Raw genomic sequence first — 13,287 nt, forward strand, 5'->3', positions numbered from 1 at the left:
GGAGCGATGCAACTTTGGAATGACTTTGGGATGCCATGGCTCCCGGTTATCCACAGCGTTTTTAGAAGTGCTCATGCCATAAAAATAAAATGCACATGGAGTAGCGTCGATGACATCAGTAAACCAGTTCTGGCGCCGGGCGAAACTGCCCCTGGCTGTCAGTCTTGCCTCTACGCTCGCCGGGCCAGCATTCGGCGTCAGTTTCAACGTTGGTGAAATCGAAGGTCAGTTCGACTCATCCCTGTCGATTGGTGCCAGTTGGTCTACTCAGCAGCCGAACAAGAACCTCATCGGTGTCAACAACGGTGGCCGGGGTCTGTCGCAGACCTCTGATGATGGTCACCTGAACTTCAAGAGCGGCGAAACCTTCTCGAAGATCTTCAAGGGCATCCATGACCTTGAACTGAAATACGGCGATACCGGTGTTTTCGTCCGTGGCAAATACTGGTACGACTTTGAACTGAAAGACGAAAGCCGTCCGTTCAAGGACATCAGTGACGACGGCCGCAAGGAAGGCGCCAAGTCCGCTGGCACTCAACTCCTCGACGCCTTCGTCTACCACAACTACTCCATTGCCGATCAGCCAGGCTCCGTGCGTCTGGGCAAGCAGGTCGTGAGCTGGGGTGAAAGTACCTTCATCGGTGGTGGCATCAACTCGATCAACCCGATCGACGTGTCCGCGTTCCGTCGTCCGGGTGCCGAGATCAAGGAAGGCCTGATCCCGGTCAACATGTTCTATGTGTCCCAGAGCCTGACCGAAAACCTCTCGGCCGAAGCGTTCTACCAAATTGAATGGGACCAGACCGTCGTCGACAACTGCGGCACGTTCTTCTCCCAGCCAGACATCGTTGCCGACGGCTGCGACAACAACCTGCGCGTGCTGAACAAGCGTTCGCAAATTCCGGCCATTGCCCTGGGGCCTTTGGCCGCCAACGGCGTCGACGTCAACGAAGAAGGTGTTCTGGTGCGTCGTGGTCCGGATCGTGATGCCCGCGACAGCGGTCAGTGGGGCGCGTCCTTCAAGTACATGTTCGATCCGCTGGACACCGAGTTCGGCGCCTACTTCATGAACTACCACAGCCGTGCACCGATCTTCAGCGCCACCGGTGCGCCGCAGTCGGTCTACAACACGGCAGCAGGGCTCCCAGGCCCGTTCGCGGCACTCGGGCCACTGCTGGTGGCAGGCAATTCGCAATACTTCATCGAATACCCCGAGGACATTCGCCTGTATGGCTTGAGCTTCTCCACCACCCTGCCTACCGGTACGGCGTGGAGCGGTGAGATCAGCTACCGTCCGAACGCTCCGGTGCAACTCAATACCACCGACATCCTGTTCTCCGGTATACGTCCTTTGGGCAATAACAACCCGAACAATCCGTTGACCAATGCATCGCTGCTGACCGGCGTGCCGGGTCAGGACCTGCACGGTTATCGTCGCAAGGAAGTCACCCAGTTCCAGACCACCCTGACGCACTTCTTTGACCAGGTCATGGGCGCCAGCCGTCTGACCCTGGTGGGTGAAGTGGGCGTGACCCACGTTGGCGGCCTGGAAAGCACTTCCGACGTTCGTTATGGCCGCGATCCGGTCTATGGCCCGGGTGAATTGCCAGCCTCTGGCGCGCTCGATACCTGCGTGACGCTCAACACCAGCACCATCAACGGTGCCGGTCCGGGTACTCCGACCAACAACCGCAGCCGTAACTGCACCAACGAAGGCTTCACCACTCCGACTTCGTGGGGCTACCGCGGTCGCGCCATCTGGGAATACAACGACGTGTTTGCCGGTGTGAACCTCAAGCCGAACGTTGCCTGGTCCCATGACGTGAGCGGTTATTCCCCTGGCCCTGGCGGCAACTTCGAGGAGGGCCGCAAGGCGGTGAGCCTGGGTGTCGACGCCGAATACCAGAACACCTACACCGCGAGCCTGGCTTACACCAACTTCTTCGACGGCAAGTACACCACCGTGGATGACCGCGACTTCGTTGCGCTCAGCCTCGGCGTGAACTTCTAAGCACTGTATTTTCAGGACAAACACGCATATGAAAATAACAAAGAGTCTGTTCCACGCCGGTGTTCTGGGCCTTTCGCTGCTGGCGACCAGCGTCATTGCAGCGGTTCCCCAGGCTGAAGCCGACAAGCTGGGCAAGAGCCTGACCCCGATGGGCGCTGAAATGGCGGGTAACGCCGACGGTTCGATCCCGGCCTGGAAACCACTGGCGAAGAATGCCGGTTCCATCGACAGCAAGGGCTTCCTGTCCGATCCGTACGCGGGTGAAAAACCGCTGTTCACTATCACGGCGCAGAACGTCGAACAGTACAAGGCCAAGCTTGCCCCTGGTCAGTACGCGATGTTCAAGCGTTACCCGGAAACCTTCAAGATGCCGGTGTACCCGTCCCACCGCGGTGCCACCGTGCCGGATGATGTGTTCGCCGCCATCAAGCGCAACGCCACCAACACCAACCTGGTGTCCGGCGGTAACGGTCTGGAGAACTTCGAAACGGCGGTGCCGTTCCCGATTCCAAAAAGCGGCGTGGAAGTCATCTGGAACCACATCACCCGCTATCGCGGGGGCAGCGTGACCCGTCTGGTGACCCAGGCGACACCGCAACCGAATGGCTCATATAGCATGGTGTACTTCCAGGACCAGTTCGTGTTCCGCGACAAAATGAAGGATTACGACCCGAAAAACCCGGGCAATATCCTGTTCTACTTCAAGCAGAAAGTGACCGCGCCGGCACGTCTGGCCGGTGGTGTACTGCTGGTGCACGAAACCCTCGACCAGGTGAAGGAACCGCGTTCGGCGTGGGTCTACAACGCCGGTCAGCGTCGTGTGCGCCGTGCACCCCAAGTGTCCTATGACGGCCCGGGTACCGCGGCCGACGGCCTGCGTACCTCCGATAACCTGGACATGTACAACGGTGCACCGGATCGTTATGACTGGAAGCTCGAAGGCAAGAAAGAGATGTACATCGCCTCCGACAGCTACAAACTCGACTCGCCAACGCTCAAGTACGACGACATCATCAAAGCCGGTCATATCAACCAGGACCTGGCGCGTTACGAGTTGCGTCGTGTGTGGCATGTGGTTGCAACCCTGAAGGAAGGTCAGCGCCACATCTACGCCAAGCGTGACTTCTACATCGACGAAGACACCTGGCAAGCAGCGGTCATCGATCACTACGACGGTCGCGGACAATTGTGGCGCGTCGCCGAGGCCCATGCCGAGAACTACTACGACAAGCAAGTGCCGTGGTATGCCCTCGAAGCCCTGTATGACCTGCAATCGGGTCGTTACCTGGCGTTGGGCATGAAGAACGAAGAGAAGTCGGCCTATGACTTCGGCTTCACTGCCACCACCAGCGACTTCACCCCGGCCGCCTTGCGTCAGGATGGTGTTCGCTGACGTGAACTGAATAGAGGCCGCACCCTCTGAAAAACGCCCCGACTGGTTCGGGGCGTTTTTTTTGTTTGTAGACTTTTTGTAGCCATTTGTAGCAATTACCTTCATTCCCTATCCGTTTACGGCTAGTCTGCGGACATCTGCAACGCCGCCACCCGCAATTCAAACAAGAGCCGGCTATGACTGATTTGTCTACACCCCCAGGTTCTGCAAACGTTGCTGTCGCGACACTCGACGGGCGCTTCTTCCGCCCGCCGTTGCCCGACGGCCATGTGCTGCGCCCACGTTTGTGCGAGCGCCTGAGTGCCGGGCTCGGTGGCAGGTTATTGCTGGTCAGCGCACCGGCAGGGTTCGGCAAGAGTTCGTTGGCGGTGGAGTTTTGTCAGGGGTTGCCGGCGCACTGGCAAAGTCTCTGGCTGGGGTTGAGCCCGCGAGACAGCGACCCTGGACGTTTTCTCGAGCGCCTGCTGGAAGGCCTTCAGGACTACTTTCCACAACTGGGCAGACAATCCCTCGGCCTATTGAAAATGCGCCAGCGCCATCAGCCGTTCGCGTTCGAAGAATGGCTGGACGGCCTGCTCGACGAATTGGCCGGGCACCTGTCCACGGCGACGCCATTGCTGCTGGTGCTGGATGATTACCATCTGGCCCAGGGGCCGGTGCTGGACCGTTGCCTGCAATTTTTCCTCAATCATCTTCCCGATGGTTTGCTGGTGATGGTCACCAGTCGCCAGCGTCCCGACTGGCACCTGGCACGGCTGCGGCTGTCGCGGCAACTGCTTGAGTTGCATGAACAGGATTTACGCCTGACCCACGACGAGGCCTTGAGCCTGCTCGACCGGCACAGCAGTTCCTTGCGCGGCGAGGCACTGGAAAACCTGATCCAGCGCAGCGAAGGCTGGGTCGCGGGGTTGCGCTTCTGGCTGCTGGCTGCCTCGGAGGCGGGCACCGATGGCGCACTGCCGCAATCGTTGCACGGTGGGGAGGGGCTGATCCGCGATTATCTGCTCGAAGAGGTCATCGATTGCCTGCCCGTCGAGGTCCAGTCATTCCTCTACGACACGGCGCCCCAGGAACGTTTTTGCAGTGAGCTGTGCGATGCCGTTCGCGACGCCCATGACAGCGGGGAGATCCTGCGCTTCCTGCTCGCTCACCAGGTGTTCCTGGTGCCGCTGGATGAGCATGGTCATTGGTATCGTTACCACCACCTGTTTTCCGATCTGTTGCGTACGCGGCCGACTTCTCAGTCGATGGTGCCGGCCGCCAGCCTGCACTTGCGCGCCTGCCGCTGGTTCAATGCCCAGGGACTGCTCGATGAGGCCGTGGAGCAGGCCCTGCGTGCCGGTCATCTGGACGTCGCGGCGAACCTGGTGCAGAACCTCTCCGAAGAGCAACTGCTGGCCGAGCAGAACGTCGGCATGTTGCTGCGCTGGAAAATGGACTTGCCTGACAGCTTGCTGATCAGCACACCGCGGCTGATCGTGCTCTATAGCTGGGCGTTGGGGATGGCCTGTCAACTGGATGCGGCCGAGGAGCTGGCCAGCCATTTGAGCCGCTTCCTGCCCGCGCCGTCGGCCACCGCACAGAAGTCCATGCTGGCTCAATGGCTGGCGTTGAGTGGCATCATTGCCCGTGGGCGCGGCAACCGCGAACTGACGCAGTGGTATTGCCGCGAAGCGTTGGACAGTCTTCCGTCCAAGCGTTACGGCCAGCGCCTGATGTGTCTCTCGACCTTGTCCAACCTGGCCATTGCCGACGGTGATTTGTGGCGGGCACGGGGGCTGAACCGCGAGTCGCTGGAGCTGGCACAGCGGGTCGGCAACCCGTTGTTCGAAGCATTGGCACACTACGACCGCGCCCGGGTTCTGCAAGCACGCGGGGAAATCTGTCGGGCGCTGGAAGAGGTCCGTCAGGGGTTGCAGCGCTTGCAGAGCTTGTCTGCGCAACGGCTGTATGCGGTTCGCGCCCGGCTGACCTTGTACGAAGGCTTTTTGCTGGCCCTGCGCATGCAGCCGCAAGCGGCGCGGGTGCGATTGCAGGCCGGTTTGAGCGAGGCGCGCGCCTGTCGCGACATCAGCGTGCTCATCGGCCACTGCGTGATTGCCAGGCTGGAAGGCAGCAGCGGCGAGTTCGCCAAGGCTTTTGCCGAACTGGCCGAAGCCGAACGGCTGATGCACATCTGGGACGTACCGCCGATCTACTACCTGGCGATGATCACCCTGGTCAAATGTGAACTCTGGCTGGCCCAGGGACGCACCGATCTGGCCGAAGCCTGGCTGGCGCGTCTGGGGCAGACCTATAACGGCGAAAACGGCGCGGCACCACCGGAATTCCACCCGCAATTGCCGTTGCATATCGAACTGCAACAAGCCTTGCTGGAAGTCATCCAGGGCCAACCGATGCTGGCCGAAGGACGTTTGAATGCGCTGCTGGAACACGGCCAGCAAAGCGGTCGGCAGATGCTCAGTGCCATGGCGTTGACCCAGAAAGTGATGTTGTTGCTTGGCAGCGGGCGCGAGCCGGAAGCACGCAAGGCACTGGCTCAGGCGCTGGACGCCGCCGGCGGAGGGGTGCTGCAACCCTTTGAGGGCTTGCTGGCCGAGCACCCGGACTGGCTGCGTGGGCAGCTGCAACTCTGTCCGCCAACCCCCGTTTCCCTGAGCCTCAGTGAAAAACTGCCGGCATTGGCTGCCCGTCCCGGGCTGGAGTCCTGTGCGGCCGCGGAACAGCTCAGCACGCGGGAAATGGCGGTCCTGCGATTGATCGCCCAAGGTTGTTCGAACCAGGAAATCAGCGATCAGCTGTTTATCTCCCTGCACACGGTCAAGACCCACGCCAGCCACATCAACAGCAAGCTGGGGGTCGAGCGACGCACGCAGGCCGTGGCGCGGGCCAAGGAGTTGGGAGTACTGGGTTAAGTATTTTTCACGTTACACATCGCGGCCATTGGCTGGATACTCAATTGTGCGAAAATCGCTCGTCCCCGTTTATCGAGCAGGCCCCGATGTCCCAGCAACCCACCCTTATCCGCGAAACTTTCCCCGTCGGCCCTTTGCAGTGCAACTGCACGATCATCGGCGATCCGGTGACGAAAAAGGCCATCGTCGTCGATCCGGGTGGCAATCATGAGCTGATCCTGGCGCGGCTCGATGCCTTGGGGTTGAAAGTGGTCAGCATCATTCACACCCATGCGCACCTCGATCATTTCCTGGCCTCCGGTCAACTCAAGGAGAAAACCGGCGCGACCCTGCATTTGCACAAGGAAGACCAGTTTCTGTGGGACAACCTGGAAATGCAGTGCCAGATGTTCGGCGTCCCTTATACCCCGGTGCCGTCCCCGGACCGCTGGCTGACCGATGATGAAGAACTGGCCTGCGGCTGTGGCGTGGCGCTGCACACGCCGGGCCATACACCGGGTTCCATGAGCTTTTGGTTTTCAGAGGCTAAGCTGCTGATTGCCGGTGATACGTTGTTTCGTCGCGGCGTCGGGCGCACGGATTTGTGGGGTGGCGATCAGGCGACCATCGTGCGCTCGATCAAACAGCGGCTGTACACCCTCGACGAAGACGCGACCGTGGTAACCGGACATGGTCCGGATACCCGGCTGGGCGACGAAATGCGCGAGAATCCGTTTGTTCGGGGCTGATTTGTAACAGTTGGAATTTTTACTGATTAACATGATCCAACGCCCGCAAAGGCTGATGCCTTGGTCCGTTGCACCACAGAATGCAAAAAAGTAGGAGCTTTACATGTTCACCACGCGTCGTTTGATTATTGTCGCTACGGCTGTGGCCGTTTTGTCCGGTTGTGCCTCGCCTAACCCTTACGGCGGTCAAGGCCAGGCTCAGGGCCAGGCGGATAGCGGCTCCGAAGGCATGAGCAAGACCGCGAAATACGGTGGCCTCGGCGCTCTGGCCGGTGCGCTGGCCGGTGCTGCCATCAACCACGATAACCGTGGCAAGGGCGCGCTGATCGGTGCGGCAGTGGTCGGTGCTTCCGCCGCCGGCTACGGCTACTACGCCGATCAGCAAGAGAAAAAGCTGCGCGCCAGCATGGCCAATACCGGGGTTGAAGTGCAGCGCCAGGGCGACCAGATCAAGCTGATCATGCCGGGCAACATCACGTTCGCTACTGATTCGGCGAATATTGCTCCAAGTTTCTACCAGCCGCTGAACAACCTGGCTGGCTCGCTGAAAGAGTTCAACCAGAACCAGATCGAGATCGTCGGCTATACCGACAGCACCGGCAGCCGCCAGCACAACATGGACCTGTCCCAGCGTCGTGCCCAGAGCGTGGCAACCTACCTGACCTCGCAAGGTGTCAGCGGTGCCAACCTGAGCGCTCGCGGCGCCGGTCCGGATAGCCCGGTTGCCAGCAACGGCGACATCAATGGCCGTGCGCAGAACCGCCGTGTAGAGGTCAACCTCAAGGCGATTCCGGGCCAGCAGTACGGTGCCCAGCAGCAAGGTACGGTCCAGCAGTACCCTTGATCGCCTGATTGAACCCCAGGCGTAAAAAAAACCGCCCGATCCTTAACAGGTCGGGCGGTTTTTTTTGTGTTGTCAGATCCGGCCCCTTCGCGAGCAAGCCCGCTCCCACATTTGCACGCATTCCAATGTGGGAGCGGGCTTGCTCGCGAAGAGGCCAGTGTGGGCAACAGTAATATCGAATCAGAAACAAAAAAGCCCCCGGACATGTGATTGTCCAGGGGCTTTTTGCTATGCGCGAAACCTGATTACTTCTTCAGGCCGTAATGCTCATCGAGCATGCCCGGCGCGTTCGGGGCTTTCGGTGCGTAGTCGCGAGGCGGCTCCTGATTGCGTGGTGGCGTCAGGCGTTCACGGGGTGCCTGTGCCGCATCGGCGTGCAGGGAGGCCAACAGGCGTTGGCGAGTCTGTTCGTCCAGGGCCAGGCGGTTGGCGCCCTCGGCGAGATGGTCCTGCACTTCCTGATAGCTCTGAGTCAGTTTCTTGACCAGGGTCGCCGTGCTGTTGAAGTGGGTCACCACCTCGTTCTGATAACTGTCGAAACGTTCCTGAATATCGTCCAGCTGACGCTGCGTGCGGCTGGGCGCGGCATTCGGCGCAAGGCGAGCGATCAGAAACCCAATGGCGACACCCACAACCAGGGCAAGAGTCGGTAACAACCAAACTAAGAGCGAGTGTTCCACGAGTCCTTCCTCTATAAACGGCTTTGCTTTACGTTAACGGCTCGAACCTGCGCTGTATACCGCGATTCACTCGCAATAGACAGTCACAGACAATTTGCTAGACGAGTCGACCCGATTCGAGGTCACGGAGTTCCTTCCTTGCTTATGCGTGAAACCCCTGTAGTGATTGCTGGCCCGGTGGGTCAACTGGAAGCACTGTACCTGGACAACGAGCAGCCTCGTGGCCTGGCGCTGATCTGCCATCCGAACCCGGTACAGGGCGGCACCATGCTCAACAAAGTGGTTTCGACCCTGCAGCGCACCGCGCGAGATGCCGGTTTGATTACCTTGCGTTTCAACTACCGTGGAGTCGGCGCCAGCGAAGGCACCCACGACATGGGCACGGGTGAAGTCGATGATGCCCAGGCTGTGGCCGAGTGGTTCCGGGCCAAACACCCGGAATTGCCGCTGACCCTGTTCGGTTTCTCCTTCGGTGGATTTGTTGCAGCCAGTCTCGGCGGACGCCTTGAGGCCAAGGGTGAGCAGCTCAAGCACCTGTTCATGGTCGCGCCGGCGGTCATGCGCCTGGGGGATCAGGATCAACTGCCGCAGCATGGCGAATTGACCCTGATTCAGCCGGAAACCGACGAAGTGATCGATCCACAAGTCGTTTACCAATGGTCTGACAAGCTCGAACGCCCCCATGAGCTGCTGAAAGTGGCAGAATGCGGACACTTTTTTCATGGCAAGCTGACCGATCTCAAGGATCTGATCCTGCCGCGTCTCTCGAATTGATTGCAGTCTGACAAGCGATTACCCATGACGACTCGTACCCGTATCCTCACCGGCATCACCACCACCGGCACGCCACATCTGGGCAACTATGCCGGTGCCATCCGCCCGGCGATCATTGCCAGCCGCGACAGCAATGCCGACTCGTTCTACTTCCTGGCCGACTACCACGCCTTGATCAAATGCGATGACCCGCTGCGCATCCAGCGCTCGCGTCTGGAAATCGCCGCGACCTGGCTGGCCGGTGGTCTGGATGTCGACCGCGTGACGTTCTACCGCCAGTCCGACATCCCGGAAATTCCCGAGCTGACCTGGCTGCTGACCTGCGTCGCTGCCAAGGGCCTGCTCAATCGCGCCCACGCCTACAAGGCTTCGGTGGACAAGAACGTCGAGACCGGCGAAGACCCGGACGCCGGTATCACCATGGGCCTGTACAGCTATCCGGTGCTGATGGCTGCGGACATCCTGATGTTCAACGCGCACAAGGTGCCGGTCGGTCGCGACCAGATCCAGCACGTGGAAATGGCGCGGGATATCGGCCAGCGCTTCAACCACCTGTTCGGCCAGGGCAAAGAGTTCTTCACCATGCCCGAGGCGTTGATCGAAGAAAGCGTCGCCACATTGCCGGGCCTTGATGGCCGCAAGATGTCGAAGAGCTACGACAACACCATTCCGCTGTTCAGCAGTGCCAAAGAAATGAAGGACGCGATTTCGCGGATCGTCACCGACTCTCGCGCGCCGGGCGAAGCCAAGGATCCGGATAATTCGCACCTGTTCACCCTGTTCCAGGCGTTCGCCACCCCGGCGCAGGCCGACGAGTTCCGCAGCGAACTGTTGCAGGGCCTGGGTTGGGGCGAGGCGAAGAATCGTCTGTTCCAGCTGCTGGACAGCGAGTTGGGCGAATCCCGTGAGCGCTACAACCAGCTGATCGAGCGCCCGGCGGATCTGGAAGACATCCTGCAACACGGCGCGAAAAAGGCCCGTTCGGTAGCGACGCCGTTCCTCAACGAACTGCGTGAAGCGGTGGGCCTGCGCTCCTTCGTTGCCCAGACCCAGGTGGCGACGACCATCAAGAAAAAAGCCGCGAAAGCTGCGCGTTTTGTCAGCTTCCGTGAAGACGACGGCAGTTTCCGCTTCCGTCTGCTGGCCGCCGATGGCGAACAACTGCTGCTGTCGCGCAACTTCGCCGATGGCAAGACCGCCGGTCAGGTGACCAAGCAACTGCAATCGGGTCAGCCACTGGACGTGCGAAATGAAGACCTGAACTTCAGTGTCTGGCTGGAAGGCCAGTGCGTCGCCGACAGTCCGGCCTTTGCTGACAGCGCTGCACGCGACGCGGCCATCGAGGCCTTGCGCATTGCCCTGACGCCGGTTCAGGAATAAACAACGGTTCGGCCCGACCAAGGGCCGATTGCCATTCTTCCGGGCCGTCGCTACAGTGTCGGCCCGTTTTTGTTGCCTTGCTAACGAATTATGACGCCCCTAGAACGATATCAAGCTGATCTGAAACGCCCGGAATTCTTCCATGACGCCGCGCAGGAAACTGCCGTGCGTCATTTGCAGCGCCTGTACGACGACCTGGTCGCGGCCGAGCAAAACAAGCCGGGCCTGCTGGGCAAGTTGTTTGGCAAGAAGGATCAGACCCCGGTCAAGGGCCTTTATTTCTGGGGCGGCGTAGGTCGCGGCAAGACTTACCTGGTGGACACCTTCTTCGAAGCGCTGCCCTTCAAGGAAAAGTCCCGCACTCACTTCCACCGCTTCATGAAGCGTGTGCACGAAGAGATGAAGACCCTGGGTGGCGAGAAAAACCCGCTGACCATCATCGCCAAGCGCTTCGCCACCGAAGCCCGGGTGATCTGCTTCGATGAATTCTTCGTCTCCGACATCACCGACGCCATGATCCTCGGCACCCTGATGGAAGAACTGTTCAAGAACGGTGTGACCCTGGTCGCGACGTCGAACATCGTGCCGGACGGCCTGTACAAGGACGGCCTGCAACGCGCGCGCTTCCTGCCGGCCATTGCGCTGATCAAGCAGAACACCGAGATCGTCAATGTCGACAGCGGCGTCGACTATCGTCTGCGTCACCTCGAACAAGCCGAGTTGTTCCACTATCCGCTCGACGAAGCCGCCAACGAAAGCCTGCGCAAGAGCTTCCGTGCACTGACGCCGGAATGCACGGCAGCGGTCGAAAATGACGTGCTGATGATCGAAAACCGTGAAATTCGTGCCCTGCGCACCTGCGATGACGTGGCCTGGTTCAACTTCCGCGAACTGTGCGATGGCCCGCGCAGCCAGAACGACTACATCGAACTGGGCAAGATCTTCCACGCCGTGCTGCTCAGCGATGTCGAGCAGATGAGCGTCACCACCGACGACATCGCCCGACGCTTCATCAACATGGTCGACGAATTCTACGACCGTAACGTGAAGCTGATCATTTCTGCCGAAGTCGAGCTCAAGGATCTGTACACCGGTGGTCGCTTGAATTTCGAATTCCAGCGCACCTTGAGTCGTCTGCTGGAGATGCAATCTCACGAATTCCTGTCCCGGGCGCACAAGCCGTAGGGCGAGATTCGAAAACTAAAAAGGCCTGCATTGCATAATGCCGATCAGTCAGGCGAACCCGGACGCTACGCCTTCCTTGTAGCAGCCGGACGCAGGCTACGCCAGCTGCTACAGATTGCGTTGTGGCTTAACTTTAAAGGCCCCCTGTGGGAGCGGGCTTGCTCGCGAAGGCGCCGGGTCAGTTGATATTAATTTCACTGAAAATCCGCTATCGCGGGCAAGCCCGCTTGTGTCTAGATCTAGGGATAAGCTCTGGGGTGAGAGAGGTGAATGGCAAGCTGTGAGTCCGCGGTGCTAAAAGCACGTGTGGGAGCCAAGCTGCCATCCACCTTTCCACTCTGGCCCATAAGCCCGAACAGTTGGACGAGCGCCACTCGAATCACAAGCGTGGGCAAGGCCAGAGCACTCTCACTCCTGAGTGTAAGAGGGTTTTGCCATGATTTCCTGGGTCGGCATCGATATCTCCAAATCAAACCTGGTTGTATGGGTTCAACCTCAGGGTGAAGGTTTTGACCTTCCCAATACGTCAGAAGGCTTTGTTGAGCTGATTGAGCGCCTGAGCCAGTACGAGGTTGACCGGGTTCTGCTGGAGGCCACCGGTGGTTACGAATGCAAGGTCATGGCGGCACTGCAGGGCGCCGACTTCAAAGTGCTTAGAATCAATCCCCGCCGGGCCAGAGCCTTCGCCGTGGCCATGGGCAAGAATGCCAAGACCGATCCCATCGACGCGGCCGTGCTGGCGGACTTCGCTGAAGTGCTGCATGCATCCCGCGACAAGATCATTTCGCCGGAACGTGAAGCACTGCGCGAGTTGATCCAGTTGCGCGAGCAGTTTGTTCAGCAACGAGACGACAACAAGCGCCGGCTTCAGCAAGTTCAGTTACCCGCTGTTAGCGAGGCGATCAAAGGCCTTGTTCACTACCTGCAAGTGCAAATCAAGCAGCTCGATAAAACCATCCATCAGAGCATGCATGAGCTGGATGCCGAAAAAGCCGAACGACTCATTTCCGTTAAAGGCATCGGTACGGTGGCCACAGCCAGCTTGCTGGTTTACCTGCCCGAATTGGGCGCGCTTGATCGTCGTGAAGTGGCGGCCTTGGCGGGAATTGCGCCGTACAACGACGACAGCGGCAATCACAGCGGAAAACGTCAAATCTACGGAGGCAGAGCCCGCGTCAGACGTGCGCTTTACATGTCTTGCTGGGTCGTAATCCGTCATCAGCCAAACTTCAAGGCACGCTATGACGCTCTTCGGGAGCGAGGCAAGAGCGCGAAAGTTGCGCTCATCGCCTGCATGCGGATCCTACTTATCCGGCTGAATGCCATGTTGAGGGACGGCACCGAATGGCGGTGACGAGCGGCAGGGGGAAGACAGTT

10 protein-coding genes are annotated in these 13,287 nt (G+C 59.6%); 9 read left to right on the plus strand and 1 reads right to left on the minus strand.

The window, feature by feature from the left end:
- Positions 1-109: 109 nt before the first annotated feature.
- The 5 genes from ABIA48_RS19545 to ABIA48_RS19565 all read left to right on the plus strand — a co-directional run bounded on the left by ABIA48_RS19545 (position 110) and on the right by ABIA48_RS19565 (position 7,891).
- A complete protein-coding gene (locus tag ABIA48_RS19545) occupies positions 110-2,011 on the plus strand; it encodes a DUF1302 domain-containing protein (RefSeq protein WP_429490689.1) in 1,902 nt (633 codons plus the stop codon).
- A gap of 28 nt (positions 2,012-2,039) precedes the next feature.
- Positions 2,040-3,404 (plus strand): DUF1329 domain-containing protein, encoded by a 1,365-nt coding sequence (locus ABIA48_RS19550; RefSeq protein ID WP_429490691.1) that lies wholly within the window; start codon positions 2,040-2,042, stop codon positions 3,402-3,404.
- A 176-nt stretch (positions 3,405-3,580) separates the two neighbouring features.
- Positions 3,581-6,319, plus strand: a complete 2,739-nt coding sequence (locus tag ABIA48_RS19555) for a LuxR C-terminal-related transcriptional regulator (RefSeq protein WP_429490692.1) — start codon at positions 3,581-3,583, stop codon at positions 6,317-6,319.
- A gap of 86 nt (positions 6,320-6,405) precedes the next feature.
- Entirely contained in the window at positions 6,406-7,047 is a 642-nt protein-coding gene (locus tag ABIA48_RS19560; RefSeq protein WP_429490694.1) for an MBL fold metallo-hydrolase, read from the plus strand.
- Between the two features lie 103 nt (positions 7,048-7,150).
- Positions 7,151-7,891, plus strand: coding sequence for an OmpA family lipoprotein (locus ABIA48_RS19565; RefSeq protein WP_007989831.1), 741 nt, complete (start codon positions 7,151-7,153; stop codon positions 7,889-7,891).
- 245 nt (positions 7,892-8,136) lie between these two features.
- On the opposite strand, the gene ABIA48_RS19570 is transcribed toward ABIA48_RS19565, so the two are convergent.
- The gene (locus ABIA48_RS19570; RefSeq protein ID WP_429490696.1) at positions 8,137-8,571 is read right to left on the minus strand and encodes a YhcB family protein; all 435 of its coding nucleotides are present in this window, start codon (positions 8,569-8,571) and stop codon (positions 8,137-8,139) included.
- Positions 8,572-8,715: 144 nt separating this feature from the next.
- Here ABIA48_RS19570 and ABIA48_RS19575 point away from each other — a divergent pair, with 144 nt between their 5' ends.
- The 4 genes from ABIA48_RS19575 to ABIA48_RS19590 all read left to right on the plus strand — a co-directional run bounded on the left by ABIA48_RS19575 (position 8,716) and on the right by ABIA48_RS19590 (position 13,264).
- On the plus strand, positions 8,716-9,345 hold the full coding sequence (locus tag ABIA48_RS19575; protein WP_429490698.1) for an alpha/beta hydrolase: 630 nt from the start codon (positions 8,716-8,718) through the stop codon (positions 9,343-9,345).
- A gap of 24 nt (positions 9,346-9,369) precedes the next feature.
- Positions 9,370-10,725, plus strand: coding sequence for a tryptophan--tRNA ligase (locus ABIA48_RS19580; RefSeq protein ID WP_429490700.1), 1,356 nt, complete (start codon positions 9,370-9,372; stop codon positions 10,723-10,725).
- A gap of 90 nt (positions 10,726-10,815) precedes the next feature.
- Entirely contained in the window at positions 10,816-11,910 is a 1,095-nt protein-coding gene (gene zapE, locus ABIA48_RS19585; protein WP_007998226.1) for a cell division protein ZapE, read from the plus strand.
- A gap of 436 nt (positions 11,911-12,346) precedes the next feature.
- Complete coding sequence (locus ABIA48_RS19590; RefSeq protein ID WP_429487394.1) at positions 12,347-13,264, plus strand: IS110 family transposase; 918 nt, start codon at positions 12,347-12,349, stop codon at positions 13,262-13,264.
- Positions 13,265-13,287: the final 23 nt, after the last annotated feature.

The sequence above is a fragment of the Pseudomonas sp. S30_BP2TU TE3576 genome (assembly GCF_050436025.1).
Lineage (GTDB): Bacteria > Pseudomonadota > Gammaproteobacteria > Pseudomonadales > Pseudomonadaceae > Aquipseudomonas.

What these genes read in the sequence shown, in the direction of transcription:
- ABIA48_RS19545 (WP_429490689.1), top strand. Translation starts at nt 110, where the DNA reads ATGACATCAGTAAACCAGTTCTGGCGCCGGGCGAAACTGCCCCTGGCT.
- ABIA48_RS19550 (WP_429490691.1), top strand. Translation starts at nt 2,040, where the DNA reads ATGAAAATAACAAAGAGTCTGTTCCACGCCGGTGTTCTGGGCCTTTCG.
- ABIA48_RS19555 (WP_429490692.1), top strand. Translation starts at nt 3,581, where the DNA reads ATGACTGATTTGTCTACACCCCCAGGTTCTGCAAACGTTGCTGTCGCG.
- ABIA48_RS19560 (WP_429490694.1), top strand. Translation starts at nt 6,406, where the DNA reads ATGTCCCAGCAACCCACCCTTATCCGCGAAACTTTCCCCGTCGGCCCT.
- ABIA48_RS19565 (WP_007989831.1), top strand. Translation starts at nt 7,151, where the DNA reads ATGTTCACCACGCGTCGTTTGATTATTGTCGCTACGGCTGTGGCCGTT.
- ABIA48_RS19575 (WP_429490698.1), top strand. Translation starts at nt 8,716, where the DNA reads ATGCGTGAAACCCCTGTAGTGATTGCTGGCCCGGTGGGTCAACTGGAA.
- ABIA48_RS19580 (WP_429490700.1), top strand. Translation starts at nt 9,370, where the DNA reads ATGACGACTCGTACCCGTATCCTCACCGGCATCACCACCACCGGCACG.
- zapE (WP_007998226.1), top strand. Translation starts at nt 10,816, where the DNA reads ATGACGCCCCTAGAACGATATCAAGCTGATCTGAAACGCCCGGAATTC.
- ABIA48_RS19590 (WP_429487394.1), top strand. Translation starts at nt 12,347, where the DNA reads ATGATTTCCTGGGTCGGCATCGATATCTCCAAATCAAACCTGGTTGTA.